The following is a 13,230-nucleotide window of genomic DNA, read 5'->3' as shown; positions in this document are numbered from 1 at the left end:
GTGCGCCGCCTCGCCTGCGCGCTCGCCGCGTTGGTGATGGTGAGCGTGGCCGGTTGCGGCGGCGTTGTCGAGACTCCATCGGTGGCGGTCGGGTCGGCGCAGGATCCCGAATCGGCGTTGATCGCGCATATCTACGCCGAGGCGCTGCGCTTCTACGGCAGCCCGGCTCATGTCGAGCAGTCGCCGGATCCGCTGACGAAACTGGACTCGGGGGAGGCACGCGTGGTTCCCGGATTCACCGGCCGCGTACTGCACAGGTTCTACCCCGACTCGACCGCGCGGTCAGCGACCCAGGTCTACCGCGAGATGGTGTCCGCGCTGCCCGAGGGCGTGGCCGCCGGCGACTACACGACGTCCGCGCAGGACAAGCCCGCACTCGCAGTCACTGAAGCGACCGCGCATGCCTGGGGCTCACGAGATCTCACCGCGGCAACCCGCAACTGCGACGATCTCGAGGTTGGCCAGGTGTCCGGTGATTCCTACGCGGCCCGGCCCGATGTCCCCAGCGTTCTTGGCACGTGCAAGCTGCCGAAGCCCCGCGAATATCCCGACCGCGCAACGCTGTTGGCGGCCGTGCGGGCGGGGGAGGTCGACGCGGCCTGGACGTCTACCGCGGCCCCGAACATCCCGGCGGAGCTGATCATGCTGTCCGACCGCACGTCGCTGATCCGTGCCGAAAATTTGGTGCCGCTCTACCGGCGTAACGAGCTCAACGAGGCACAGGTGCTGGCGCTCAATGAAGTGGCCGGCGTGCTGGACACCGCGGCGCTGGCCGATATGCGGGCGAAAGTCGAGGACGGCACCGAGCCGGGGTTGGTCGCGGGTGTCTTCCTCGCCGAACACCCACTGGGTGACTGAGCCGCCAGCGCGACATCAGCGCGTCGGGGGCAGCAGCCTCTTGTTCATCGGACCGAGCACCCGCATATAGCCAGAACCCATCACCCGCACGATGGCGTCGAACAGTTTGGCGTCGGCGCCGGGCAGCACTCGCGCCTTGTTGCCCTCGACCGCTCGCAGGATGATTCTGGCCGTGCGCTCGGGGCTGGTAATCGCGACTCTGTCAAATACGGTTGCGAGCGCATTCTTGTCGAGATCCGTTGCGGTGCTGGCGTTGTGGATGAGGGGAGTCTTGATGTAGCCGGGGTGCACGCACGTCACCTTGACCGGATGGCCTGCCGCCGCCATTTCTTGGCGGAGCGCTTCGGTGAAACCCCGCACTGCGAATTTCGCCGAGTTGTACGCCGCCTGCCCCTGCACCGCGAACAGGCCGTACATACTCGAGATGTTGACCACGTGGCCGTAGCCCGATGCGATCAGGTGCGGCAAGAAGGCCTTGGTGCCGTTGACCACGCCCCAGAAGTCGACCTCCATCACCCGCTCGAGATCCTTGAACGCCGTGACCTCGACGTCGCCCATGAACGCGATGCCCGCGTTGTTGTAGATCTGATTCACCGAGCCGAAATGGTCTTTGACCGCGTCGGCGTATGCAAGAAACGCCTCACGCTCGGTGACGTCGAGTCGGTCGGCTTTCAGCGGTGCGCCGATCGCCTCGAGCCGCTCCTCGGTGACCGCCAGACCTTCGGTGTCGACGTCACTGATCGCCAGTTTGGCACCGCGGCGTGCCAATTCGACCGCCAGTGCCCGCCCGATGCCCGATCCGGCGCCGGTGACGACGGCGACCTTCCCCGCGAAAGTACCCGCGAATTTCTCCATCGCGCCCAGTGTCGCAGTGAATCAGTGCGCGTTGGGCACGATCCGCGAGACGACCGTCGAGAACAACCGCTGGTAGCCCGATCCCGTGATCCGCACGATGATGTCCAGCGCCTTGGCGTCGGGGCCGACCAGCACGCGCGCCCGGTTCTTGCGCACAGCGTCGAGGATGATCTGCGCCGCCTTCTCGGGCGTGGTGATCGTGAGCTTCTTGTCGAAAGTCTTTGTCAGACCTTCTTTGTCGACACCCTCGGCCGCGGTCGAGTTGCGCATGATCGCGGTCTTGATGCCGCCGGGATGCACGGTCGTCACTTTGACCGGGTGTCCGGCGGCAGCCATCTCCTGGCGCAGCGCCTCGGTGAACCCGCGCACCGCGAACTTCGCCGAGTTGTACGCCGCCTGGCCGGGAACCGAGAAGATGCCGAACAGGCTGGACACGTTCACGACATGCCCGTCGCCGGAGGCGATCAGATGCGGCAGAAAGACCTTCGTGCCGTTGACGACACCCCAGTAGTCGACGTCCATGACCCGTTCGATGTCCTTGAACGGCGTCACCTCCACATCGCCGACGTAGGCGATGCCCGCGTTGTTGTAGATCTGGTTGACCTTGCCGAAGTGCTCGACCACCGCGTCCGCATAGAGCTCGAAGGCCTCACGCTCGGTGACGTCGAGCCGGTCGGCCTTCACCGGTGCGCCGATCGCCTTGAGCCGCTCCTCGGTGACCGCAAGGCCCTCGGTGTCGACGTCACTGATTGCGACGCTGGCGCCGGAACGGGCGAGTTCGATCGCCAGCGCCTGCCCGATGCCCGAACCGGCACCGGTTACCACGGCGACCTTCCCGGCGAAGCCGTCCATGCGCACTCTCCCTCGTATCGTTGACTCGGATCGAGGCTAGTCGGTACCCGCGGTAGTGGGTACTGGGCCCCCGTCCCCAGCTCACGCGTGGGCCCGTGGGGGATGGCCCGCTAATGGGTTGATCCCACGCGCGATGTGTAGGCGATCAACCCGTTAAGCAGTTGTCCACAGCGACGAGTCGCGGCAGGTTGGCCGCTGGCTCGTTCCCCGTCACGCTTACCCGTGTGACGCGTTGGCATCTCAAGCATGTCGATCATCTGCTCTGGGCGCAGGACGGGGTCATTTCGCGTCGCCAAGTTCTGGATGCCGGGGGATCCGATTTCGACATCGCCAGAATGCTGCGTCGTCGCGAACTGACCGATGTTCACCGCGGCGTCTACGTGAGCCACAGCGGCCAACTCACGCTGCGGCAGCGGCACTGGGCTGCGGTTCTGGCGTTCTGGCCGTCCGCGCTGGCGCACGTCTCGGCGCTGCCCGATCCGCCAGCGACGGTCGTACACGTCGCCGTCGGCCCAGGGCGCAATCTGCGGCCGTTGCCGCGAATCGTGCTGCACCGGACGCCCGACTTCGAGCTACGCGCCGAACTGGACCGTAGCCCGCCGGTAATTCGCCTGGAGCACGCGCTAATCGACGTGGTCTGCGGAGACCTCCGCGCTAAGGACGTGGCGGCCGCGTACGCCGTACAGGCGCAGGTGTGTGCCAGCAGACGGACCACGCCGCAGCGGATACTGCAGGTATTGGCGACTCGCCAACGTGTTTGCGGCCGGCGCACGTTGGAGGCAATGCTCGCGGATCTTCGTGATGGTGCATGTTCGGTGCTGGAGCGCGGTTACCTGCATCGAGTCGAGCGGGCGCACGGGCTGCCCAGAGGGGAGCGTCAAACCCGGAGCACGGCGACTGGCCGGCTTACCTACCAGGACGTGTATTACCGGGGTCAGGGGGTTGTGGTCGAACTCGACGGCCGCGCGTTTCACGATGCGCCGCGGGACCGCGATCGCGATGCGCTGCGTGATCTCGCGGAGTTGAGCCGATCAGACCTGCTCACAACGCGAGTGACTTATGGACTCGTCTTTGGCGATGCATGCCGCACTGCGGTCCTGATCGGTGACCTGCTCCGTCGCCGGGGCTGGACCGGTCGGACACGAACCTGCCCCACATGCCGTCCCGCGCTCGCACTAACGGGGTGATCGCATTCGCCATCTGCAGGGGATCACCCCGTCTAAACGCGTTGAGGCAGAAACCCTAAGGCGCGAACGCCTCGTCGATGATCTCCTGCTGTTCGACGGCGTGCACCTTCGAGCTGCCCGACGACGGCGCCGACATCGCGCGCCGCGAAATCCGCTTGATGCCCGACAACCGGTCCGCGCAGACCTCGGGCAGCGTGAGGCCGAACGTCGGCCATGCACCCTGGTTCGCCGGCTCTTCCTGCACCCAGAAGTACTGCTCGGAATTCGGGTACAGATCGAGCGTCTCGCTCAGCCGGCGCCTGGGCAGCGGGGCCAGCTGTTCGATCCTCACGATCGCCACGTCGTCGCGCTCCTCCTTGTTCTTTCGTGCCACCAGCTCGTAGTAGATCTTGCCGCTGGTCAACAGGATTCGCTTGACCTTGTCGCGATCGCCGGTGCCCTCGGTATAGGTGGGCTCCTCGATCACCGATCGGAACTTCATCTCGGTGAACTCGCGAAGGTCGCTGACGGCGGCCTTGTTGCGCAGCATGGACTTCGGCGTGGCCACGATCAGCGGGCGGTGAATCCCGTCCAGGCCGTGCCTGCGCAGCAGGTGGAAGTAGTTCGCCGGGGTCGACGGCATCGCGATGGTCATCGAGCCCTCCGCCCACAGCAGCAGGAACCGCTCGATGCGGGCCGACGTATGGTCGGGGCCCTGGCCCTCGTGTCCGTGCGGCAGCAGCAGCACCACATCGGACAGCTGGCCCCACTTGGCCTCGCCCGAGCTGATGAACTCGTCGATGATCGACTGCGCGCCGTTGACGAAGTCGCCGAACTGCGCTTCCCACAGCACAAGTGCATCGGGGTTGCCGACCGAGTAGCCGTATTCGAAGCCCACCGCGGCGCACTCGGACAACGCCGAGTCGTACACCATGAACTTGCCGCCCGTCGGCTCGCCGTCGGCGTTGGTGGTGAGCAGCTGCAGCGGCGTGAATTCCTGACCGGTGCTGCGGTCGATGATCACCGAATGCCGCTGGGTGAACGTGCCGCGGCGGGTGTCCTGCCCGGATAGCCGGATCGTCTTCCCTTCGGCCAGAAAGGATCCCAGTGCGAGCAGCTCGGCGAACGCCCAGTCGACCTTGCCCTCGTACGCCATCTCACGGCGCTTCTCGAGCACCGGCTTCACGCGGGGATGCACGTTGAAGCCGTCGGGGAAGGCCAGGTGTGCATCGCCAATTCGGGCCAGCAGAGACTTGTCGACGGCGGTGTTCATCCCGGCGGGCACCATCTGGTCGGACTCCACCGATGCGCTCGGTTCGATCTCGTGCTTCTCGAGTTCGCGGACCTCGTTGAACACCCGCTCGAGCTGACCCTGGTAGTCGCGCAGCGCGTCCTCGGCTTCTTTCATCGAGATGTCGCCGCGGCCGATCAGCGCTTCGGTATAGGTCTTGCGCGACCCGCGCTTGGTGTCGATGACGTCGTACATGTACGGCTGCGTCATCGACGGGTCGTCGCCTTCGTTGTGCCCGCGCCTGCGGTAGCACAGCATGTCGATGACGACGTCCTTCTTGAACTGCTGGCGGAAGTCCATGGCCAGCCGTGCCACCCAGACACAGGCCTCCGGGTCGTCCCCGTTGACGTGGAAGATCGGCGCACCGATCATCTTCGCGACGTCCGTGCAGTACTCCGAGGAACGTGAGTCGCCCGGGTGCGTGGTGAACCCGATCTGGTTGTTGACGATGATGTGGATCGTGCCGCCGGTGCGGTAGCCACGTAGCAACGCCAGGTTCAGCGTCTCGGCAACCACGCCCTGTCCGGCGAAGGCGGCGTCGCCGTGCAGCATCATCGGCACGATCGAGAATCTGTTGGAACCATCGGCCTCTTCTCCGACGTCCAGCAGGTCCTGTTTGGCGCGCACCAGTCCTTCGAGCACCGGGTCGACGGCCTCGAGGTGGCTCGGGTTGGCCACCAGCGACACCGCGATGTCGTTGTCGCCGAACATCTGGATGTAGTTGCCGGTGGCTCCGAGGTGGTACTTGACGTCGCCGGAGCCGTGGGCCTGTGACGGGTTCAGGTTGCCTTCGAACTCGCTGAAGATCTGCGAATAAGGCTTGCCGACGATGTTGGCCAGCACGTTGAGCCTGCCGCGGTGCGGCATCCCGATCACGACCTCGTCCAGGCCATGCTCGGCGGCCTGGTCGATCGCCGCGTCCATCATCGGGATGACGGTTTCGGCGCCCTCGAGTGAGAACCGCTTCTGCCCAACGTATTTCGTCTGCAAGAAGGTCTCGAACGCCTCTGCGGCATTCATCCTCGACAGGATGTACTTCTGCTCGGCGACGGTCGGCTTCTCGTGCTTGACCTCAATGCGTTCCTGCAGCCACTTCTGTTGATCGGGCTCGAGAATATGGGTGTACTCGACACCGATATGACGGCAGTACGCGTCGCGCAGCAGCCCGAGAACGTCGCGCAGCTTCTTGTACTCGCCGCCGGCGAAACCGTTGACCTTGAACTCGCGGTCCAGATCCCACAGCGTCAGGCCGTGGCTGTTCACATCGAGGTCGGGGTGGCTGCGGAACCGCGTCTGGTCGAGCCGCAACGGATCGATGTCGGCCATCAGATGGCCGCGGTTGCGGTAGGCCGCGATCAACTCGAGGACGCGGCCGTTCTTGTCCTCGATCGGGTCGGGATTGTCGGTGCGCCACCGCACCGGCTCGTACGGGATGCCCAACTCGCGGAAGATCTCGTCGAAGAAGCCGTCGGACAGGAGTAGCTCGTGCACTGTGCGCAGGAAATCGCCGGACTCCGCGCCCTGAATGATCCGATGGTCGTAGGTCGAGGTGAACGTGACCAGCTTGCCGACGCCCAACTCGGAGATGCGTTCCTGGCTCGCGCCCTGGAACTCGGCCGGATACTCCATCGCGCCGACGCCGATGATGGCGCCCTGCCCGCGCATCAGCCGGGGCACCGAGTGCACCGTGCCGATCGTCCCCGGATTGGTCAGTGAAATCGTGACGCCGCCGAAGTCTTCGGCGGTCAGCTTGCCGTCGCGGGCGCGCCGCACGATGTCCTCGTAGGCGGCGAGGAACTGGCCGAACCGCATGTTCTCGCAGTTCTTGATGCCCGCCACGACGAGCTGGCGGTTGCCGTCCTTGCCCTGCAGGTCGATCGCGAGTCCGAGGTTGACGTGCTCGGGGGTGACCGCGTTCGGCTTGCCGTCCACTTCGGCGAAGTGCCGGTTCATGTTGGGGAACCGCTTGACCGCCTGCACCAGCGCGTAGCCGATCAGGTGGGTGAACGAGATCTTGCCGCCGCGCGTGCGCTTGAGGTGGTTGTTGATGACGATCCGGTTGTCGATCATCAGCTTGGCCGGGATGGCCCGCACGCTGGTCGCGGTCGGCACTTCCAGGGACGCCGACATGTTCTTGACCACCGCGGCCGCCGCGCCGCGCAGAATCTGAACTTCGGAACCGTCGGCGGGTGCAGGCGCAGACGCCGGCTTCGGTTTGGCGGGCGCAGGCTCGCTCTTGGTCTCGGCGGCTTTCGGCGCGGCCTTCTGTGCAGGTGCGGGAGCGCTCTCGGCCGGCTTGGGCGGAGGCGCAGGTGCGGGTTCGGGTGGCGCGACGGGCGCAGCCGCCCGCTGTCCGTTGCCGGCCTGGCTCTCGGTGGTCGGCTCGGGGGAGTAGTCGACAAGAAACTCATGCCAACTGGGATCTACCGACGAGGGATCCTCGCGGAACTTGCGATACATCTCCTCGACCAACCACTCGTTCTGTCCGAATGGTGAAGGTGAGCTCACGGTAGCTACTCGCCTCGATTCCTTCGCCTCATGCAAGCGCGCGTGCGCTCGCCGCTCATAGTCTCCTGCATTCAGCGGGTACCCCGCTATCTGCCGCCTAAAGGCTATCCCTCTCCCAACAGCCAGACCATGACAACGCCCTTATGGTCGTTGTGGTCTGCTGCGAAGGCGGCAGCGGTTAGGTGCGCGGCGGGGGCAGGACGTGAATCGCTGCGGGCCAGCGCGGCGGCGGATCGCCGAACGCCTTGCGCGCGTTGGCCACGATGCGCTTGCCCATCACCCGATTGCCTACGCCACCGACGACGGCCCCGATGCCGACGGGCAGCAACTTACCGAAAGCGATCGCCCCACGCTTGAGCGTGTAGCGCTTGACGAAGTACTTCAGCAGACGTGAGTTCAGTTGTGACACCGCGGGCAACGGCAACGTCGCCGCGCCGTCGGCGAGCCACGAGCCGCTCGTACGGCCGGGGCCGAGCAGGTCGGCCACCGCGTGCTTGCTGTCCTCACCGACGAGGACCGCCAGCACCAGAGTCCGTCGACGCTCCCGATGATCGGCGGGAATGCCGAACACCTCGGCGACGGCAAGCACATAGATGGACGTCGCCTCGAGGAAGACCACCGTCTCGCCCGCGACGGCCGACATTGCGGCCAGCGTCCCGATCCCGGGGAAGGCAGCCGCCGAGCCAACGGCTGCACCGCTGGCCATCACCGCGGCGAGGTAGTGCTTCTCGAGCCGGGTGACGATCTCGGCAGGTGTCGCGTTCGGGCTCTGCTGGCGCAGACGGTCGACGTAAGCCTTGACGGCGGGTGCCTGGACCCGTGCGCTGCGTTCGATGATCGCCGAGAGCACCTTCGCCGCAGCACTCGGATTCTCGTCGGCGCCATCTCTGGTCGCCGGCAGCTGGTTCTTGGCGCTTGACCTGGCACTCATGTGCGGCCTCCCTGTGCGAACGGCTGGCCTTTCAGGCTAGCCCTATGTGAACGCACAACTACCGGCGGCGCGTGCCCCAACGTGACGGCGCTCACTGTCTGAAATTCCGGGAAGAAAATATTGGGAAGCGACGCTAACCACTTTCATGGCAACATCACCTTCCGTGGATCTCGCGCGCGCAGAACCGACCCGCGAGCGTCGGGTGCCTAGCCGTACGCGGCTGATCCTGCTTCTCGGTGTCATGGTCGCCCTTGGCCCGTTGACCATCGACATGTATCTGCCTGCACTGCCGAACATCGCCGACGACTACGGGGTGTCGTCGTCAGTCGTGCAGCTCACGCTCACCGGGACCCTGGCCGGTCTGGGGCTGGGCCAGCTGATCGTCGGCCCGCTGTCGGACTCACTTGGCCGGCGACGGCCTCTCATGGCGGGCATCGTGCTGCACATCGTGGCGTCGATGCTATGTCTGTTCGCGCCGAACATCGCACTGCTCGGCCTGGCCCGCGGCCTGCAGGGGATGGGCGCGGCGGCCGCGATGGTCGTGGCCTTCGCCGTCGTGGGCGATCTGTTTGCGGAGTCGGCCGCCGCGACCGTCATATCCCGCTTGATGCTCGTTCTCGGCGTCGCCCCGGTCCTCGCCCCGTCACTTGGCGCCGCAGTCCTGTTGAAGGCGTCCTGGCATTGGGTGTTCGCGGTGCTGGTGTTGATCGCCGGGGCGCTGCTCTTGCTCGCCGCGATGGCGCTGCCGGAGACGCTGGCGGTGTCGCATCGACGACCGTTGAAGGTGCGCAGCATTGCGGCCACCTATGTCGAGGTGCTGCGCGACGGTCGCTTCGTCGTGCTCGTCCTCGTCGCCGCGCTCGGTATGTCCGGACTGTTCGCCTACATCTCGGGTGCGGCTTTCGTGCTGCAGGACCGGTTCGGCCTGGATCAGCAGTCCTTCGCGCTGGTGTTCGGTGCCGGTGCCGTCGCGCTGATCGGCGCGACACAGTTCAACGTCGTGCTCTTGCGCCGGTTTGCACCGCAGACCATCGCACTGTGGGCGCTGGCCGCAGCATCGACCGCGGGCGTCATCTTCGTGGGTCTTTCGCTCGCCCACATCGGGGGGCTGCTCGGATTCGTCGTACCGGTGTGGGCGATCCTCGGCGCGATGGGTCTGGTCATCCCCAACGCTCCTGCGGTCGCACTGTCCCGTCATCCAGAAGCCGCCGGCACCGCGGCGGCCGTGCTCGGAGCGGCTCAGTTCGGTCTTGGCGCGGCCATCGCGCCGCTCGTCGGAGTGCTCGGCAACGACGCGGTCGCGCTCGCGCTGGTGATGACGGTCGGTATGGTGATCGCGTTGTTCGCATTGGCCCTTGCGCTCCGCTTCGGGGCCCGGGCGACCGGCACGCCGGTGCCTGAGTCCAAGGACAATGCACCCGACGGCGTCATCGGCGACACCGTCCCCGAGCCGGCCTGAGGTCTGTACTGGCACGATCCTGACTTGTCGGGATCAGCCACCATCCGTAGCGTCGGCTGAATTGAGTAAGTCGATGTGATGGTTCAGACCCTGACCCCCCGCAGTGCCACGGCAAACCCGTGGCACGCCTTGTGGGCGATGTTGGTCGGCTTCTTCATGATCCTGGTCGACGCGACCATCGTGTCGGTGGCGAACCCGTCGATCATGGCCGCGCTCGGCGCCAGCTACGACTCGGTCATCTGGGTGACGAGCGCCTACCTGCTCGCCTACGCGGTCCCACTGCTCGTGGCGGGCCGCCTTGGCGACAGATTCGGGCCGAAGAACCTCTATCTGGCGGGGCTCACGCTGTTCACCGTCGCATCGCTGTGGTGTGGGCTGGCCGACAGCATCGGCATGCTGATCGTCGCCCGTGTCGTGCAGGGTCTCGGGGCGGCGCTGCTTACACCGCAAACGCTGTCCACGATCACCCGCATCTTCCCCGCCGACCGCCGTGGTGTGGCGATGAGCCTGTGGGGTGCGACGGCAGGCGTGGCGACACTGGTCGGCCCGCTGGCCGGCGGCCTGTTGCTCGACGCACTGGGCTGGCAGTGGATCTTCTTCGTCAACGTGCCGGTCGGCATCGTCGGGGTCGGCCTGGCCCTGCGGCTGATCCCGCAACTGGACACCGGTACGCAGCGATTCGATCTGCTCGGTATGACGCTGTCCGGGATCGGCATGTTCATGATCGTGTTCGCCCTGCAGGAGGGGCAGTCGCACAACTGGGCACCGTGGGTGTGGGGCACGATCGCCGGCGGCATCGGCTTCATGGCCGCGTTCCTGTTCTGGCAGTACGTCAATCCCAACGATCCACTCGTCCCGCTGCACATCTTCCGCGACCGCGACTTCTCCCTGTCCAACATCGGTGTGGCCACCATCGGTTTCGTCGTGACGGCGATGATCGTGCCGGTGATGTTCTATGCCCAGGAGGTATGTGGGCTCTCGCCGACGCGTTCAGCGCTGGTGGTTGCGCCGATGGCCATCGCGTCCGGCGTGCTGGCACCGTTCGTCGGCAGAATCGTCGACAGGTCGCATCCGCGTCCGGTGGTGGGCTTCGGCTTCTCCTTGGTGGCGATTTCGTTGACATGGCTGTCCATCGAAATGACGTCCGTCACGCCGATCTGGCGGATCGTGCTGCCGTTGACGGTCACCGGCGTCGGAATGGCATTCATCTGGTCACCGCTGGCGGCGACCGCCACCCGCAATCTGCCGCCGCAGCTGGCGGGTGCGGGCTCGGGCGTCTACAACACCACCCGTCAGGTCGGGTCCGTGCTGGGCAGTGCGGGCGTGGCGGCCTTCATGACGTGGCGCATCAGCGATGAAGTCGGAGTGACGGCGGCAGACTCATCTCAGGGTGGCGGGGCAGCGGACCTGCTGCCCGCGTTCCTCCAGGAACCGTTCTCCGCGGCGATGTCACAGACCCTGCTGCTGCCGGCGTTCATCGCGCTGTTCGGTGTCGGTGCGGCACTGTTCTTCCTCGGTTTCGGCAACCCGCGGTCGACGGTTTTCGACGATCGCGGGTTCGACGACGCCAACCGCGGCCGCACCATGGAATGCGGCGACGACGAGGTTTTCGCCGTCGACCATGACGAGTACGTCGAATACACGGTGTCGTGGGATGACCCCGAACCGCGGCAGGCGAGTCGACGCGACACTGAAACGGTCACCGAGCCGATCAGCTTTGCGCACAACGGTTTCCATGTCGACGACGAGCAGCGGTTCCAGCCCGGGCGCCGCCACGCCGGGGGCGGTCACGAGCGGCCGTCACGGCACGGGATGCGCGACGAGGAACCGGACCCGCGGCCGCTCTGGTTCGAGTCCACCAGCGGGCATGCCCGCGAGGATCCCGACGACAGTTCGGGTCACGGCAGGCATGCGACGCCCTGGCGCGACTAGCCGAAGAGCACCGCGGGGTTGAGATAGCCGGTGGGGTCGAATGCCGCTTTGACCGCCCGCATTGCCGCGATGTCGGACTCGCTGCGCGACATTGACACGTAGTCACGTTTTCGGGTGCCGACGCCGTGCTCGGAGCTGACGTTGCCGCCCAGGTGTGCGATCAGCGCCATCATCGCCGCGTATAGGTCGTGTTCGGAATCGGCGTCCAGCACGCACCGCACCAGATTGAGGTGGAGATTCCCCTCGCCGATGTGGCCGAACAACACCGGAATCGCGTCCGGGGCGTGCTCGGAGACCAGCTCGACGGCTTGGCTCGCGAACGCGGGGATCGCTGCAAGAGGCAGCGAGACATCGAATTTCAACGGCGGCCCGTGCACTCCGAGCACCTCGGCTACGGCCTCGCGCACCTGCCAAAGCCGCTGCTGTGCAGTCGCATCGACGCCCACCGCGGGTTCGCCGGCCAACTGCGCGTCTTCGAGCGCTTCGGCAAGGCGCTCGGTCTGATCGATGTCGCCGGCCAATTCGACCAGCAGCAGCCAGGCGCCGTCGACGGGCGCGGACACACCGGCGTGCTCGGCGGTCAGCGCGCTCGCGCGTGCGTCGATCAACTCGAGCGCCGCGATCCCGTCCATCTCGCGGAACACACGACCCGCCGCGATGGCCGCATCCAGGTCGGCGAACCCGCTGATCGCCGTCACACGGTGTCTCGGCGCGGGATGCAGTCTCAGGTCCAGGCCGGTGATGACGCCGAGCGTGCCCTCGGCGCCGATGAACAGCGAGGCCAGGTCGTAGCCGGTGTTGTCCATGCGCACCTGGCTGTGGCGGCGCACCACCGTGCCGTCCGGCAGCGCGACGTCCAGGCCGATGACCTGCTCGCCCATGTTGCCGTAGCGGACCGTGCGCAACCCGCCGGCATTCGTCGATGCCATCCCACCGACAGTCGCGGAATCGCGCGCGGCCAGATCGACCCCGAACACCAGCCCCGCCGCCGACGCCGCCCGTTGCACCTCTGCCAGCGGGACGCCGGCGCCAACGCGGATTCGCCGTTCGGCGACGTCGACCTCGCCGACGTCACGCAGCCGCTCGGTGGACAACAACACGTCGTCGTGCTCGGGGACCGTCCCGGCCACCAGCGAGGTTCGTCCGCCTTGGACGGTGACGTATACGCCGGCATCGCGACACCCGCGCAGCACCGCCGCGACTTCGTCAGCCGAGCCCGGCCGGACGAGCAGGCCGGCCTGTCCGCGGTATCGCCCGGTGTGGTCCACGCTGCGACCGGCGAGCACGTCGGGGTCGGCGCTGACATAGCCGGACCCGACGATTTCCGCCAGCCGCTCGGTCAAGCTCACTAAGTGGGTCTATCACAGGTGGCTGATCG

General features: G+C 66.3%; 9 protein-coding genes. 4 read left to right on the top strand and 5 right to left on the bottom strand.

The window, feature by feature from the left end:
• Positions 1–858 carry a glycine betaine ABC transporter substrate-binding protein gene (locus CSQ99_RS04705; protein WP_099037904.1) on the top strand — a complete coding sequence of 286 codons (858 nt, stop codon included), beginning with the start codon at positions 1–3 and terminating at the stop codon, positions 856–858.
• Positions 859–873: 15 nt separating this feature from the next.
• Here CSQ99_RS04705 and CSQ99_RS04700 read toward each other — a convergent pair whose 3' ends face one another.
• The gene (locus CSQ99_RS04700; protein WP_099037903.1) at positions 874–1,713 is read right to left on the bottom strand and encodes an SDR family NAD(P)-dependent oxidoreductase; all 840 of its coding nucleotides are present in this window, start codon (positions 1,711–1,713) and stop codon (positions 874–876) included.
• 21 nt (positions 1,714–1,734) lie between these two features.
• Positions 1,735–2,565: an SDR family NAD(P)-dependent oxidoreductase gene (locus CSQ99_RS04695; protein ID WP_099037902.1), complete on the bottom strand. Its 831-nt coding sequence runs from the start codon at positions 2,563–2,565 to the stop codon at positions 1,735–1,737.
• Positions 2,566–2,789: 224 nt separating this feature from the next.
• On the opposite strand from CSQ99_RS04695, the gene CSQ99_RS04690 reads away from it, so the two are divergent.
• Complete coding sequence (locus tag CSQ99_RS04690) at positions 2,790–3,752, top strand: type IV toxin-antitoxin system AbiEi family antitoxin domain-containing protein (protein ID WP_099037901.1); 963 nt, start codon at positions 2,790–2,792, stop codon at positions 3,750–3,752.
• A gap of 55 nt (positions 3,753–3,807) precedes the next feature.
• Here CSQ99_RS04690 and CSQ99_RS04685 read toward each other — a convergent pair whose 3' ends face one another.
• Both CSQ99_RS04685 and CSQ99_RS04680 read right to left on the bottom strand, forming a co-directional pair.
• Positions 3,808–7,530, bottom strand: coding sequence for a multifunctional oxoglutarate decarboxylase/oxoglutarate dehydrogenase thiamine pyrophosphate-binding subunit/dihydrolipoyllysine-residue succinyltransferase subunit (locus tag CSQ99_RS04685; protein WP_099037900.1), 3,723 nt, complete (start codon positions 7,528–7,530; stop codon positions 3,808–3,810).
• 178 nt (positions 7,531–7,708) lie between these two features.
• Complete coding sequence (locus CSQ99_RS04680; RefSeq protein ID WP_099037899.1) at positions 7,709–8,461, bottom strand: hypothetical protein; 753 nt, start codon at positions 8,459–8,461, stop codon at positions 7,709–7,711.
• Between the two features lie 145 nt (positions 8,462–8,606).
• Here CSQ99_RS04680 and CSQ99_RS04675 point away from each other — a divergent pair, with 145 nt between their 5' ends.
• Entirely contained in the window at positions 8,607–9,920 is a 1,314-nt protein-coding gene (locus CSQ99_RS04675; protein ID WP_099037898.1) for a multidrug effflux MFS transporter, read from the top strand.
• Between the two features lie 78 nt (positions 9,921–9,998).
• Positions 9,999–11,852, top strand: coding sequence for an MFS transporter (locus tag CSQ99_RS04670; protein WP_099037897.1), 1,854 nt, complete (start codon positions 9,999–10,001; stop codon positions 11,850–11,852).
• On the opposite strand, the gene CSQ99_RS04665 is transcribed toward CSQ99_RS04670, so the two are convergent.
• Positions 11,849–13,195, bottom strand: coding sequence for an FAD-binding oxidoreductase (locus CSQ99_RS04665; RefSeq protein WP_176560886.1), 1,347 nt, complete (start codon positions 13,193–13,195; stop codon positions 11,849–11,851). The two genes, CSQ99_RS04670 and CSQ99_RS04665, sit on opposite strands and share 4 nt — an antisense overlap.
• Positions 13,196–13,230: the final 35 nt, after the last annotated feature.

Source organism: Mycobacterium neglectum, assembly GCF_002591975.1.
Lineage (GTDB): Bacteria > Actinomycetota > Actinomycetes > Mycobacteriales > Mycobacteriaceae > Mycobacterium > Mycobacterium neglectum.
This window is presented reverse-complemented; position numbering and strand designations above follow the sequence as displayed.

Excerpts from the sequence above, each read along its gene's own strand:
- CSQ99_RS04700 (WP_099037903.1), bottom strand. The coding sequence starts at position 1,713 with ATGGAGAAATTCGCGGGTACTTTCGCGGGGAAGGTCGCCGTCGTCACC.
- CSQ99_RS04695 (WP_099037902.1), bottom strand. The coding sequence starts at position 2,565 with ATGGACGGCTTCGCCGGGAAGGTCGCCGTGGTAACCGGTGCCGGTTCG.
- CSQ99_RS04680 (WP_099037899.1), bottom strand. The coding sequence starts at position 8,461 with ATGAGTGCCAGGTCAAGCGCCAAGAACCAGCTGCCGGCGACCAGAGAT.
- CSQ99_RS04675 (WP_099037898.1), top strand. The coding sequence starts at position 8,607 with ATGGCAACATCACCTTCCGTGGATCTCGCGCGCGCAGAACCGACCCGC.
- CSQ99_RS04670 (WP_099037897.1), top strand. The coding sequence starts at position 9,999 with ATGGTTCAGACCCTGACCCCCCGCAGTGCCACGGCAAACCCGTGGCAC.